This is a genomic window from Pseudomonas sp. MPFS (genome assembly GCF_022537035.1).
Taxonomy (GTDB): domain Bacteria; phylum Pseudomonadota; class Gammaproteobacteria; order Pseudomonadales; family Pseudomonadaceae; genus Aquipseudomonas; species Aquipseudomonas sessilinigenes.
Window position 1 is genome coordinate 5,715,468 of sequence record NZ_CP066123.1, and the last position, 14,293, is coordinate 5,729,760.

The following is a 14,293-nucleotide window of genomic DNA, read 5'->3' on the forward strand; positions in this document are numbered from 1 at the left end:
TTAAACTGCGCCCCATGATTAAAGATCCCTTTGCACGACTCGGACTGGACCGCGAGGTCCTCACCGTCACCCAGCTCAACGGCCGCGCCCGGGTGCTGCTCGAGGACGTGTTCAGCAATATCTGGGTCGAGGGCGAGATCTCCAACCTCGCCCGTCCGGCTTCCGGCCACGTGTACTTCACCCTCAAGGACAGTGGCGCCCAGGTGCGCTGCGCGCTGTTCCGGCAGAACGCCGCGCGGGTGCGCCAGGCACTCAAGGACGGCCTGGCGGTCAAGGTCCGGGGCAAAGTCTCGCTGTTCGAGGGACGCGGCGACTACCAGCTGATCCTCGATACCGTGGAGCCGGCCGGCGACGGTGCCTTGCGCCTGGCCTTCGAGGCCTTGAAGGACAAGCTCAGTGCCGAGGGCCTGTTCAGTGCCGAGCGCAAGCGTCCGCTGCCGGCCCATCCCCAGCGGATTGGCATCATCAGTTCGCCCACCGGAGCGGTGATTCGCGACATCATCAGCGTCTTCCGCCGCCGCGCGCCTCAAGTCTCGCTGACCTTGATCCCTACCGCAGTACAAGGCCGCGAAGCCACGGCGCAGATCGTCCGGGCCCTGCAACTGGCCGATGCCCGAGGCTTCGACGCCTTGATCCTGGCCCGTGGCGGCGGCTCCCTGGAAGACCTCTGGTGCTTCAACGAGGAGCCGGTAGCTCGGGCCGTAGCCAACTGCGTGACACCGATCGTCAGCGCCGTCGGCCATGAAACCGACGTGTCCATCAGCGATTTCGTAGCCGATGTCCGCGCGCCCACGCCCTCGGCCGCCGCCGAGTTGCTGGCCCCGGATTCCAGCGACCTGCAACGGCGGGTCGACAGCCTGCACCGCCGCCTGATGATGCGCATGCGCGACCGCTTGCTGCGCGAGCGCCTGCGCCTGGATGGCCTGGCCCGGCGCCTGCGCCATCCGGGCGAGCGGTTGCGCCAGCAGGCACAGCGCCTGGACGACCTGGACATGCGCCTGCGCCGGGCTTTCGAGCGCAGCCTGAATACTCGCCGCGAACGCCTGGCCCGCCTGGAAACCCGCCTCGGCGCCCAACATCCCGGACGCAACCTGGCGCTGTTGCGCCAACGCCTGGATAGCCTGGCCGAACGCCTGCCCCGGGCCATGGGCGAAGGCCTGAAGGCCCGCCGCCTGCAACTGCAGAGCCAGATGCAGACTTTGCATGTAGTCAGCCCCCTGGCCACATTGGGCCGTGGCTACAGCATTCTCCTGGATGAGCGTGGGCAGGCTATCCGCAGCGCCACGCAAACCCGTAATGGCCAACGCCTCACGGCCCGCCTGGGCGAAGGCGAACTGCAAGTGCGGGTCGAAGACAACCACCTGACGCCTGTCACCCTTTCTTTACTGGACTGATCCATGCCGCGCTTTATTTGCTCCCTACTGTTGCTGTGCCTGGCTTTCAACGCCCACGCCGACAGCTATATCACCCGCCTGTTGAACAAACCCGTGCCCGGCGGCGTGGCAGTGATCGACCTGGGCCAAGCCACCCAGGCGCCCAAGGCCAGCTACCAGGGCAAGCCGGTGCTGGTGGTGAAGGAACAGGCCAACTGGTTGGCGATCGTCGGTATTGCGCTGACGGCCAAGCCTGGCAACCAGCAGATCACCAGCGCCGGCCGTAGCCTGAGCTTCGTGGTCGGCAGCAAGAAGTACCCGGAGCAGCACATCACCCTGAAGAACCAGCGCCAGGTGAATCCCAACCCCGCGGACCTGAAGCGCATCGACGCCGAGCTGGCCGAACAACTGCGCGCCTATCGCAGCTTTAGCCCCAATACCCCAAGCAACCTGCTGCTGGACAAGCCCGTGAACGGGCCGCTGTCGAGCAAGTTTGGCGTACGTCGCTTCTTCAACGGCGAAGAACGCAACCCGCACTCGGGCCTGGACTTCGCCGTTGGAGCTGGTACACCAATCAAGACGCCGGCCGCAGGCAAGGTAATCCTCACCGGTAATTACTTCTTCAATGGCAATACCGTGTTCGTCGACCATGGCCAGGGTTTCATCAGCATGTTCTGTCATATGTCGAAGATCGATGTGAAGGTCGGCCAATCCCTGGCTCGCGGGGCAGTCGTGGGCAAGGTCGGCTCCACTGGCCGAGCCACCGGACCGCACATGCATTGGAACATCAGCCTGAACGACGCCCGGGTCGATCCGGCGATCTTCATCGGCGCGTTCCAACCCTGAAACGCCCTCCCCCACAGCGGTTTCCTGCAGCCGCACCGGCAAAACACCCAAACCGACAGATTGCGCAGCCAGCCATGGCTGCGCAATACCTGAAAAGACAAAGCACGTTCTAAAGAATAAAATCCCGCAAATAACCAAATTACGAGTATTCCTCTCAATTTTTTCCCATTGCTTGCCATCTCCGAACCCAGTGGTTAGGGTTGAGCACATGAAAACCTCTCACACCCTCATTCAGCGTCGTCAACACCGGAGCCTCTGCCTCGTCAGCGCACGACTGCCAGGCTGAACCGCGGTGCCTCATCCCCCTGCGTCAACATTTGCATTCTTGACTCACCGGCAGGCCGCCTCTCTTCGGCCCGGAACATAAGGATTTCGCCATGACCATGCTCAAAGACCCGTCTTCCAAGTACCGCGCGTTCCCGACCATCAATTTGCCGGACCGCACCTGGCCGTCGAAGACCATCACCAGCGCGCCGATCTGGTGCAGTTCCGACCTGCGTGATGGCAACCAGTCGCTGATCGAACCGATGGATGCGGTCAAGAAACTGCGTTTCTGGAAGACCCTGGTGGCTGTCGGTGTGAAGGAAATCGAAGCTTCGTTCCCTGCCGCTTCGCAAACCGACTTCGACTTCGTGCGGACCCTGATCGAAGACAAGCATATTCCCGACGACACCACCATCCAGGTGCTGACCCAGGCCCGTGAAGACCTGATCGCCCGTACCTTCGAATCCTTGCGCGGCGCGAAGAAGGCCATCGTCCACCTGTACAACGCCACCAGCCCATCGTTCCGCCGCATTGTCTTCAACCAGGACAAGGCCGGGGTGAAGGAAATCGCGGTGAATGCGGCCAAGCTTTTCGTCAAATACGCCGCTCAGCAACCGGAAACCCAATGGCAGTTCGAATACTCCCCGGAAACCTTCAGCGCCACTGAACTGGAGTTCGCCAAGGAAGTCTGCGACGCCGTGGTCGAAGTCTGGAACGCGACCCCCACCAACAAGGTGATCCTCAACCTGCCAGCCACTGTCGAGGTGGCAACGCCGAATATCTACGCCGACCAGATCGAGTGGTTCTGCCGCCATATCAACCGCCGTGACAGCGTGATCATCAGCCTGCATACCCATAACGACCGTGGTACCGGCGTGGCCGCCACCGAGTTGGGCCTGATGGCCGGCGCCGACCGTGTCGAGGGCTGCCTGTTCGGTAACGGCGAACGCACCGGCAACGTCGACCTGGTCACCGTAGCGCTCAACCTCTACACCCAGGGCGTGGACCCCGAGTTGGACTTCTCCGACATCGACGGCGTGCGCAAGGTGGTGGAAGAGTGCAACCAGATTCCCGTGCATCCGCGCCACCCCTATGTGGGCGACCTGGTCCACACCGCCTTCTCCGGCTCCCACCAGGATGCAATCCGCAAGGGCTTCGCCCAGCAGCAAGCCGATGGCGTCTGGGAAGTACCGTACCTGCCGATCGACCCGGCCGACATCGGCCGCAGCTATGAAGCCGTGATCCGCGTCAACAGCCAGTCGGGCAAGGGCGGTATCGCCTACCTGCTGGAGCAGGAATACGGCATCAGCTTGCCGCGCCGCATGCAGATCGAGTTCAGCCAGGTCGTCCAGCGGGAAACCGACCGCCTTGGCCTGGAGATGACGGCCCAGCAGATCCATGCGTTGCTGCACAGCGAGTACTTGCAGGCCAATACGCCTTACGCGCTGGTCAGCCATCGCCTGCAGGAAGAAAACGGCCACAGCTCGGTAGAAGTTGAGGTTTCGGGCAAGGGCCATGGCGAAAACAACCTGCACTGGCGCGGCAAGGGCAACGGTGCCCTGGAAGCCCTGGTGGCCGGCTTGCCGGTTGCAGTGGAGATCATGGACTACAACGAACACGCCATTGGCGCAGGCACCAACGCCAAGGCCGCCGCTTATATCGAGCTGCGAGTCAATGGCGAGCGGGCAGTGCATGGCGTGGGCATTGACGAGAACATCACCACCGCCAGCTTCAAGGCCTTGTTCAGCGCCCTGAACCGCTCGTTGAGCGAGCAACAGGCCAAGGCAGCTTAAAAGCCACTCTTGGTAAAACGGCCCCGGAGAGTCTCCTCTCCGGGGCCGTTTTGTTTAGCCGGCAGGATTCATTCACGGCTGCCGCTCGGCTCAGGCATGCACGTCGACACTGAGCATGGCCTGCAGCAGAGCCGCCTGCAGGACCTGCAGCGTGCTGCTGGTCACGGCGGTCTGCGCCAGGATCTCCATCACCTGCTGAGCCTTTTGTTCCTCGCAGGCCTACCCCTTCTCGGCACCGGCCACTAGGTAAACCTGAAGCTATCGGCGTCGAGGTTAGCCGGGAAACGGGCACGGTAGGCCGCCAATTCCGTAGTACTCAGGCAGACCTGGAACACGCCGTCGGCCTCTCCGGCGCTAAGCAGGGTCTCGCCCTGGAAGTCCAGCACCTGGCTGTCGCCGGTATAGGCGAAGCCTTTGCCATCGGTACCCACTCGATTCACAGCCGCGACATAACACAGGTTTTCAATGGCCCGGGCTGGCAACAAGCGATTCCAGTGCAAACGCCGCGCACCCGGCCAGTTGGCGGTATACAACAACAGGTCGGTGTCCTGGGCGTCACGGCTCCAGACCGGGAAACGCAGGTCGTAGCAGATCAACGGACGAATGCGCCATCCCTTGAGTTCGAACTGCACCTGGCGCTCACCGGGAGTGAAATGGTCATGTTCACCGGCCATGCGAAACAGGTGGCGCTTGTCGTAGTGCCAGACTTCACCATCGGGACGCGCCCACAACAGGCGGTTGCGGTGGCTGCCGTCCGCGGCCTGGATGATCACGCTACCGGTGATCACCGCATCGAGCTTTTTCGCCTGGCAACGCAGCCACTTGCTGGTAGGCCCGTTTTCCGCTTCCGCGAGGGTCGCCGAATCCATGGAGAAGCCGGTGGTGAACATTTCAGGAAGGATGATCAGGTCGGCACCGCGAACCTGCTCCAGCAGTTGCTCGAAATGCTCCAGGTTGGCCTGGCGATCGTGCCAGGCCAGAGTGGTCTGGACCAGGGCCAGGTTGAGGTCGGGTAACGTACTCAGATCACGCATAGTTTCTCTGCTGCCTGACGCAGCGTCTCCTCGCGCTTGGCAAAACACAGGCGTACCAGACGCTGCCCCTGTGGCGGCTGCTGATAGAACACCGACACCGGGATGGCCGCGACGCCATGCTCACGAGTCATCCAGACCGCCATGTCGACATCGCTCAGGTCCGGACGAATCTGTGAATAGTCCACCAGTTGAAAATAAGTGCCGGCCACCCGGGTGAAGGAAAAACGAGAAGAACTCAGCAAGTCGCAGAACAAGTCACGCTTGGCCTGGTAGAAACCAGGCAACTCCTCGACATGTTCCGGGTGCTCGGCCATGAAGTCGGCAAGAGCGTACTGCAAAGGTGTCACGCCACAGAAGCTGACATATTGATGCACCTTGCGCAGCTCGGTACTCAAGGCCGGTGGCGCCACAACGTAACCGGTCTTCCAGCCAGTTACATGATAGGTCTTGCCAAAGGAGCTGACCACGAAGGCCCGCTGGTACAACTCCTCATGAGCCAACACACTGGCATGAGCCACGGCATCGAACACCAGGTGCTCATAGACCTCGTCACTGACCAGGTAGATATCACGTTCACGAATCGACTCGGCCAACCGGTCCAGCTCGGCACGACTGATCAGGGCCCCACTGGGGTTGTGCGGGCTATTGATGATGATCATCCGCGTGCGGGGACTCAGGGCCGCCTCGAACTTCTGCCAGTCGATGGCGAAGTCTCCCAGTTGCAATGGCACATGCACACAGCGGCCGCCTGCCAGCTCCACAGAGGGCTCGTAGCTGTCATAGCTGGGATCGAAGACGATGACCTCATCACCCTGGCGGATCACCGCCTGGATTGCACAGAAGATCGCCTGGGTCGCCCCTGGGGTGATGGTCACTTCAGAATCGGAATCGACCTTGACGCCATAAGCCCGAGCGATTTTCGCCGCTACCTGCTGGCGCAGGAGTGGTAGGCCGGTCATCGGAGCGTACTGGTTATGGCCATTGGCGACGTGTCGGGCAAGCGCATCGCGCAACGCTTGCGGACCGTCGAAATCAGGGAAACCCTGGGACAGGTTGAGCGCTCCGGTCTCGACCGCGAGCTGGGACATTTGCGTAAAGATGGTGGTGCCGACATTCGGCAGCTTGCTGGTGATCATGAGGGTTCCCTGCTGAACACCCGGCTCTACGAAGGCGCGGGAGGTCCCGAGGATAGCCCAAAGGACGGCGATTAAAAAAGGGTCCCTCAAGGACCCTTTTTAATCGCAGCTACAAGCTGCAAGCCATAAGCTGCAAGCCCTTGCCGCTTTTTACTGGCAGCTTGTAGCTTGCAACTCGAAGCACGGTCTCAACGCTTGTCCCGGCGCTTCTTATCGGCCTTCTTGTGGTGCGACATCAAGCGCCGCTTCTTGTTGACCTGGCGGTCGGTAAGCGTGTTCTTGTTGCCTTCGTACGGGTTATCACTGCCTTTGAACTCGATACGAATCGGCGTGCCCACCAGCTTCAGCACGCGACGGTAGGTGTTCTCCAGGTAGCGCACATAGGACTTGGGCACCTTCTCCACCTGGTTGCCGTGGATCACGATCAACGGTGGGTTGGCACCACCCAGGTGGGCATAACGCAACTTGATCCGACGGCTGTTGACCATCGGTGGAGCGTGCTCGCTCACGGCGTCTTCCAGGATCTGGGTCAGGCGGCTGGTCGGCCAGCGGGTCACCGCCGACTTGAAGGAGTTCTGCACCGACTGGTAGAGGTTGCCCACACCCGTGCCGTGCAATGCCGAGATGAAGTGGATGTCGGCGAAGTCGACGAAGAACAGCCGGCGTTCCAGCTCGGTCTTCACGTAATCGCGCTCGCTGGGTTGCATGCCGTCCCACTTGTTCAGGGCAATCACCAGCGCACGCCCCGCTTCCAGGGCAAAGCCCAGCAGGTTCAGGTCGTGGTCCACCACACCTTCGCGGGCGTCCATGACGAAGATCACGACGTTGGCGTCCTTGATCGCCTGCAGCGTCTTGACCACCGAGAACTTCTCGACTTCCTCGTGGATCTTGCCGCGCTTGCGCACACCGGCGGTGTCGATCAGCGTGTACTTCTCTTCGTTACGCTCGAACGGGATGTAGATACTGTCGCGGGTAGTACCGGGCTGGTCGTAGACGATCACCCGATCCTCGCCGAGCATACGGTTGACCAGGGTCGACTTGCCGACGTTGGGACGACCGATAATGGCGATCTTGATCCCGTCCTTCTCGCTCGGACCAGGAATACGCTTGGCTTCCTCGCCCTCGGCAACGACCTCTTCCTCACCCTCTTCAGGCTCGTCGGCGTCATCCTTGGGGAATTCACGCAGGGTGATTTCCAACATCTGGCTGATACCGCGGCCATGGGCACCGGCGATCGGGATCGCGTCGCCCATGCCCAGTGGCGCGAATTCGGCGCGAGCCATGTCCGGGTCGATGTTGTCGACCTTGTTGGCAATCACGTAGGAGGTCTTGTTACGTTTGCGCAGGTGTTCGCCGATCATCTGGTCGGCTGCGGTAAACCCGGCCTTGGCGTCCACCAGGAACAAGACTACATCGGCTTCTTCAATGGCCAGCAGCGACTGCTCGGCCATCTTTTCATCCATGCCATGTTCGTCACCGGAGATACCACCGGTGTCGATGAGAATATAGGTACGCCCTTGCCACTTGGCCTCACCGTATTGGCGATCACGGGTCAGACCGGACAAGTCGCCAACGATGGCGTCGCGAGTCCGAGTCAGGCGGTTGAACAAGGTGGACTTGCCGACGTTGGGTCGGCCCACCAGGGCGATTACGGGAACCATGCGGCTCTCCACTGCGTTAATTGCGAAAATACAAAAGCCGCTGCGAGGCAGCGGCTGGTGCTCGGGGCAGCACCTTGAAGTGCTGCGAACCTTGTCCAGACAAGGCCGCTTGGGGAATCAACCCCAAGCATAGTCAAACCATTACTTGATGGTCAGGGCTTCCAGTTTGCCGCTGTTGCCATACACGTAGATCATGTCGCCCACCACCAGCGGCCGGGCCCGCAGGCCATCGCTGTCGATACGCTCACGACCGACGAAACGACCATCGACCTGGCTCAGCAGGTGCAGGTAACCTTCCAGGTCACCCACAGCCACGTAGCTGGAGAAGACTTCCGGGGCCGACAATTGACGACGGGCCAGGGAATCATTGCTCCACAGGGCAGTGGTCGAGCGCTCGTCGATACCTTCCACGGTGCCCGAGGACAGGCTGACGTAGACGCTACCGAAACCCTGGGCAACACCTGCATAGCTGGAAGCATCACGCTGCCAGAGCGGACGACCGCTCTCCAGGTCCAGGGCCACGACACGCCCCTGGTAGCTGGCGACATACAAGGTACCGCCAGACAACAGCAGGCCACCGTCGATATCCACTACCCGGTCCAGTTCGGAACGGCCTTGGGGGATCGCTACGCGCTGCTCCCAGACCGGCACGCCGTTGCGGATGTCCAGCGCCACTACCTTGCCGGTGGAGAGGCCGGCAAGCGCCAGGCGATTGGTAGCCAATGGTGCACTGGTACCCCGCAAGGTCAGTACCGCTGGAGTGCTGTCATAGAGCCAGAGCTGGTGGCCAGTACTGGCATCCAGGCCAATCACCCGGTCATCCTGGGTCTGGACTACCACCACGTCACCATTGGTGGCTGGCGGCGCCAGCACCTCGCTGGTGACGCGGGCACGCCATTTCTCTTCACCGCTGGAAGTATCCAGGGCCACCACTTCGCCTTTCAGGGTGCCGATCATGACCAGGCCATAACCCACGCCCACAGCGCCGGACACAGGCAGCTCGAGGTCCTTCTTCCATTTGACGTCGCCGTTCATGCGATCCATGGCGACCACTACGCCAGTGACATCGGAGGCGTAGATAGTGCTGCCATCAATGGCCGGAACCAGCATGTTGTAGGTATCGCCCTGGCCGTCACCAATGGAACGGCTCCACTGCTTCTGCAGGACGACCTCTTCCTTGAAGCTGACCAGCTCCGCAGGTGGCAGTTCTTTCTTGCTGTTGCTGCTGCAACCCACAGCCAACAAGGCCAGGGCCAGCAATGCTGCATGTTTCCACCGGATCACGTCACGCATCCCCTTTGGCCAGGTCGTCGAGCTTGATTTGTAGGCCACCGACAGCCGCTTCATCCGACAGCGCCGCCTTGGCTTTTTGGTATGCGGCATGGGCTTCATCGACGCGGCCCAACTGGACCAGCAAATCGCCCTTGAGTTCTTCACGGGTGGCCAGGAAAGCCTTGTCGGTGTCACCGTCGAGCAGTTTCAGCGCCTCATCAACCTTGTTCTGCGCCGCCAGCACCTGGGCCAGACGTTGACGAGCCACTTCGCCCAGGGTCGCGTTCGCCGGCTTGTCCGCCACGGCCTTGAGCTGGGCAACCGCATCGTCCAGCTTGCCGGTATCCACTGCGACCTTGGCCACGAACAGGCTGCCGTACTGCGCGTAGGCGGTACCGCCGAACTCGCTGTTGAGCTTGCCGGCCAAGTCGGTAACACGGGCTGCGTCAGGCTTGCCATCAGGTGTCAGGGTGGTTTCCAGCAATTGCTGGTAGAGCACCGAAGCCCCCTGGGACTGGTTGCCTTGGTATTTATGCCAGGCCTGCCAGCCGAACACGATGACCAGAGCCAGCAGGCCACCGGTCACCAGGGGTTTGCCGTTACGCTGCCACCAGTCCTTCAATTCCGCCAGCTGTTCATCTTCGGTACTCGACACCCCAATACTCCTTATTCGCTAAATCGGCTGTTTGACAGCTTCAACCCTGCACGACGCAGGTGGCCAGGTGCGCAGCGAGTGCATCCCAGGCAATGCTTTGTTGTTCGCCCTGGCCACGCAGGGGCTTGAAACCTACCACTTGCTGGGCCATTTCGTCGTCACCGAGGATCAGCGCATACAACGCACCGCTCTTGTCGGCCTTCTTGAACTGGCTCTTGAAGCTGCCACCGCCGGCGTTGACCTGCAGGCGCAGGTTCGGCAGTTGATCGCGTACCCGCTCGCTCAGGGCCAGGCCTGCCAATTCGGCTGCCTCGCCAAAGGCGCAAAGGTAGACATCCACCTGGCGAGCAATTTCTTCCGGTACCCGCTCCAGGGTCTCCAGCATCAGCACCAGGCGCTCGATACCCATGGCGAAACCCACGCCCGGGGTCGGCTTGCCACCCATCTGCTCGACCAGGCCGTCGTAGCGGCCGCCTGCGCAGACAGTGCCCTGGGCACCGAGCTTGTCGGTCACCCATTCGAAGACGGTCTTGCTGTAGTAATCCAGGCCACGTACCAGCTTCGGATTGATCACGTAGGGGATGCCAGCGGCTTCCAGGCGGGCCTTGAGACCTTCGAAGTGCACCCGAGACTCTTCATCCAGGTAGTCGGCCAGCTTCGGCGCATCCACCAGCACCGCCTGGGTGCCCGGGTCCTTGGTATCCAGGACCCGCAGTGGGTTGGTCTTCAGGCGACGCTGGCTGTCTTCGTCCAACTGGTCGTGGCGAGCCGAAAGGAACTCCACCAGCGCATCGCGATAGCGTGCACGGGCCTCGGAGGTACCCAGGCTGTTGAGTTCGAGCTTCACCGCATCACGGATACCCAGCTCGCCCCACAGGCGCCAGGTCAACACGATCAGTTCGGCGTCGATATCCGGACCGTCCAGGTTGAACACTTCCAGGCCGATCTGGTGGAACTGGCGATAACGACCTTTTTGTGGGCGCTCGTGACGGAACATCGGGCCGATGTACCAGAGTTTCTGCACCTGGCCAGCGCCGGTCAGGCCATGCTCCAGGGCCGCACGCACGCAGGCCGCGGTGCCTTCCGGGCGCAGGGTCAGCGAATCGCCGTTGCGGTCCTCGAAGGTGTACATTTCTTTTTCGACGATATCGGTCACTTCACCGATGGAGCGCTTGAACAGCTCGGTGAATTCGACGATAGGCATGCGGATCTGCTTGTAACCGTAGTTATCCAGCAAACGCGCCACGGTACCCTCGAAGTAGCGCCACAGGGGCGTCTGCTCGGGCAGGATGTCATTCATGCCACGAATGGCTTGCAGAGACTTGCTCACAAAAAATCCTTAATACGTTCGGTTAGCCACGAGCGATCAGCGCTGCGTCGGCTTCGACCTTCTCGGCCGCCTTCTGCCGGATCAGCTTTTCGAGCTCATCCACCAGGTTGTCATTGGTCAGTTTCTGCGATGGCTTGCCATCGATGTAAATCAGGTTCGGCGTACCACCGGTCAGCCCCACATGGGCTTCCTTGGCTTCGCCCGGGCCGTTGACTACACAACCGATCACCGCGACATCCATGGGTACCAGCAAGTCCTCGAGGCGCCCTTCAAGTTCGTTCATGGTCTTGACCACATCGAAATTCTGCCGCGAGCAGCTCGGGCAGGCGATGAAGTTGATGCCACGGGAACGCAGGTGCAGGGACTTGAGGATGTCGTAGCCGACCTTCACTTCCTCGACCGGATCGGCCGCCAACGAGATGCGAATGGTATCGCCAATCCCTTCGGCCAGCAGCATACCGAGGCCGACGGCGGATTTCACCGTGCCTGAACGCAATCCACCGGCTTCGGTGATGCCCAGGTGCAGGGGCTGGACGATTTCCTTGGCCAGCAAGCGGTAGGCTTCGACGGCCATGAACACGTCGGAAGCTTTCACACTGACCTTGAAGTCCTGGAAATTCAGCCGTTCCAGATGCTCGACATGACGCAGTGCCGACTCGACCAGTGCGGCGGGGGTCGGTTCGCCATATTTCTTTTGCAGGTCCTTTTCCAGCGAACCGGCATTGACCCCGATACGAATCGGGATACCGCGGTCGCGAGCCGCATCGACCACCGCCCGAACTCGATCCTCTCGACCGATGTTGCCGGGGTTGATACGCAGGCAATCGACGCCCAGCTCAGCCACGCGCAGGGCGATCCGATAGTCGAAGTGAATATCGGCCACCAGTGGGACCTTGACCAGTTGCTTGATCCGGCCGAACGCCTCGGCGGCATCCATATCCGGGACCGAAACCCGCACGATATCGACACCGGCGGCTTCCAGGCGGTTGATCTGGGCCACGGTTGCGGCCACGTCGTTGGTGTCGCTGTTGGTCATGCTCTGCACCGCGATCGGGGCATCGCCCCCTACCGGTACCGAGCCAACCCAGATCTTGCGGGACTCGCGACGTTTGATTGGAGATTCGCCGTGCATGACTTATTGACCTAACTTCAGGCGAGCAGTCTCGCCAGTGATGAACGGGGCGATATCCACCGCCTGACCGTTGTAGCTGATTTGAGCACCGCGGGCATAACCCAGGCGGACAGCGAAAGGCGGCTTGCCGCTGACATCGACGACTTCACCCTTGCGCTTGAGCGCACTGAGCAGGATCTTGCCATTGCCGTCGCTAACCTGGGTCCAGCAGTCGGCGCTGAACTGGATCTGCACCTGGGCCGAACCGGCAGCCGCGGTAGTGGGAACCGGAGCATTGGTCGCGGCGACTGGCGCAACAGGAGTGGTCGGGGCAGGAGCCGTCGGGGCCGGAAGCGGCGCCGCTGGCACGGTCGCCACCGGTGCAACGGTTTGTGCCGGTGCAGCATGGGTGGGCGCTACAGGTGCAACGGGAACGGGCGCCACTGGAGCTGCGGGGCTGGCTGGAGCCTCAGCGAGCGGATTGGCATATTGCGCGGCATTGGCGTCGGCTTCGCTCTTGGCTTCGGCAACGGCCTGGTCTTCCGGCTCGTCCAGAGGGTGGATCTGGGTCTTGCCGTCGGCGCCCTCCACTTCGACATGCTCAGGATTCAGGGCAACCTGTTCCTTACCACGCTGGGCGGTCTGGTCCTGCCACCAGACGAAACCGCCACCGACCACGGCCACCAACAACAGCAAGCTGACAATCCGCAGGATGGTATGGGAGACCCGCACGGGTTCTTCGATACGGCCCAGGGCGTGGACGGCGCTGCCCTGAGAGTCGGTGCCGGTATATTGATCGAATGCCTGGACCAGGACCGCCTGGTCCAGGCCCAGCAACTTGGCATAGGCACGAATGTATCCACGGGCAAAGGTGTGGCCTGGGAGCTTGTCGAAGGCTCCGGCTTCCAGGTTGCTCAGGGAGCTCACGGTGAGATTGAGCTTGTGGGCCACCTCAGCCAGCGACCAGCCATTGCTTTCACGGGCCTGGCGCAAGGTTTCACCGGGATTGACGCGAGTCGTTGCTTGAACTTCGGGTTGCGCCACTTTCATCATTGCTCCGACAGGTATTGCTGATATTCCGGCGTACCGGGATAAAGTCGTTTTAGTTGCAGACCGTAACTGGAGGCCTTGTCATGATCGTCGAACACCACAGCCAGCCGGGTGCCGAGCAATAGACTACGTGCATTTTGCTCGCCAAGCAGGCTAAAACGATCGTAATAATCACGCGCGGGCACATAATGCCTGTCTTCGTAAGACAACTCAGCCATTTCCAGTAATGCGCGAGGTTGTTGCTGGTTCAAACGCAGGGCTTTCGACAACTGCAACCGGGCCAGTCCACGCTGCCCCAGCTTCGAAGCGGCTACCCCAAGATTCTCGAAAACCCGGGAGCGCTCAGGGTACAGGGTATCGGCCGCCGCTTGCTCGAAGCGCTGATAGGCCTCTTCATAACGTTTTTCTTCGAACAGGAAGCTGCCGTAGTTATTGAGGATCCGGGCATTTTTCGGACTTGCCTCCAGAGCCTTGCGAAATTGCGCATCGGCAAGTGCAGGCTCCATTTCGGCTTGGAACACCAACGCCAGGGCCGCGTTGGCATCGGCATCGGCAGGGCTGAGCTCCAGGGCCTTCTTCAGGGGAACCTTGGCCCGTTCGCCCATGCCTTGTTGCAGATACCCAAGGCCGAGCTGAACATAAGCCTGGCGCGCCTCATCACGTCCCTTGCTGGTGCCCATCGGGCTGGTATCGCCCGACAGGACACAGCCAGCGCACAAGCTGGCAACAAGCAGGAGCAGCGCTAAGCGCAAGGCCATGGAGATCCTC

12 protein-coding genes are annotated in these 14,293 nt (G+C 61.3%); 3 read left to right on the forward strand and 9 right to left on the reverse strand.

Features of this window, described 5'->3' with window-relative positions; translation table 11 throughout:
- Positions 1-14 precede the first annotated feature (14 nt).
- From xseA to leuA, 3 genes are all read left to right on the forward strand, one after another.
- Positions 15-1,394 (forward strand): exodeoxyribonuclease VII large subunit, encoded by a 1,380-nt coding sequence (xseA, locus tag I9018_RS26105; RefSeq protein WP_068584771.1) that lies wholly within the window; start codon positions 15-17, stop codon positions 1,392-1,394.
- A 3-nt stretch (positions 1,395-1,397) separates the two neighbouring features.
- Complete coding sequence (locus tag I9018_RS26110) at positions 1,398-2,219, forward strand: M23 family metallopeptidase (protein ID WP_068584769.1); 822 nt, start codon at positions 1,398-1,400, stop codon at positions 2,217-2,219.
- A gap of 377 nt (positions 2,220-2,596) precedes the next feature.
- Positions 2,597-4,276 carry a 2-isopropylmalate synthase gene (gene leuA / locus I9018_RS26115; RefSeq protein ID WP_241107894.1) on the forward strand — a complete coding sequence of 560 codons (1,680 nt, stop codon included), beginning with the start codon at positions 2,597-2,599 and terminating at the stop codon, positions 4,274-4,276.
- Between the two features lie 242 nt (positions 4,277-4,518).
- Here leuA and I9018_RS26120 read toward each other — a convergent pair whose 3' ends face one another.
- The 9 genes from I9018_RS26120 to pilW form a co-directional block, all read right to left on the reverse strand.
- On the reverse strand, positions 4,519-5,310 hold the full coding sequence (locus I9018_RS26120) for an amidohydrolase (RefSeq protein ID WP_241107895.1): 792 nt from the start codon (positions 5,308-5,310) through the stop codon (positions 4,519-4,521).
- Positions 5,298-6,446 carry a pyridoxal phosphate-dependent aminotransferase gene (locus I9018_RS26125; RefSeq protein WP_241107896.1) on the reverse strand — a complete coding sequence of 383 codons (1,149 nt, stop codon included), beginning with the start codon at positions 6,444-6,446 and terminating at the stop codon, positions 5,298-5,300. The genes I9018_RS26120 and I9018_RS26125 overlap by 13 nt, the downstream gene beginning before the upstream one ends.
- Before the next feature lie 188 nt (positions 6,447-6,634).
- Entirely contained in the window at positions 6,635-8,107 is a 1,473-nt protein-coding gene (der, locus tag I9018_RS26130; protein WP_068584764.1) for a ribosome biogenesis GTPase Der, read from the reverse strand.
- Positions 8,108-8,248: 141 nt separating this feature from the next.
- Positions 8,249-9,400, reverse strand: a complete 1,152-nt coding sequence (gene bamB, locus I9018_RS26135; RefSeq protein WP_068584762.1) for an outer membrane protein assembly factor BamB — start codon at positions 9,398-9,400, stop codon at positions 8,249-8,251.
- The gene (locus I9018_RS26140; protein WP_068584760.1) at positions 9,393-10,034 is read right to left on the reverse strand and encodes a tetratricopeptide repeat protein; all 642 of its coding nucleotides are present in this window, start codon (positions 10,032-10,034) and stop codon (positions 9,393-9,395) included. Before I9018_RS26140 ends, bamB begins: the two co-directional genes overlap by 8 nt.
- 40 nt (positions 10,035-10,074) lie before the next feature.
- Positions 10,075-11,364, reverse strand: a complete 1,290-nt coding sequence (gene hisS / locus I9018_RS26145) for a histidine--tRNA ligase (protein WP_068584757.1) — start codon at positions 11,362-11,364, stop codon at positions 10,075-10,077.
- A 22-nt stretch (positions 11,365-11,386) separates the two neighbouring features.
- Positions 11,387-12,496 (reverse strand): flavodoxin-dependent (E)-4-hydroxy-3-methylbut-2-enyl-diphosphate synthase, encoded by a 1,110-nt coding sequence (ispG, locus tag I9018_RS26150; protein ID WP_068584755.1) that lies wholly within the window; start codon positions 12,494-12,496, stop codon positions 11,387-11,389.
- Positions 12,497-12,499: 3 nt separating this feature from the next.
- Positions 12,500-13,525, reverse strand: a complete 1,026-nt coding sequence (locus I9018_RS26155) for a RodZ family helix-turn-helix domain-containing protein (RefSeq protein WP_241107897.1) — start codon at positions 13,523-13,525, stop codon at positions 12,500-12,502.
- A complete protein-coding gene (gene pilW, locus I9018_RS26160; RefSeq protein WP_068584742.1) occupies positions 13,525-14,283 on the reverse strand; it encodes a type IV pilus biogenesis/stability protein PilW in 759 nt (252 codons plus the stop codon). Before pilW ends, I9018_RS26155 begins: the two co-directional genes overlap by 1 nt.
- Between the last annotated feature and the right edge of the window lie 10 nt (positions 14,284-14,293).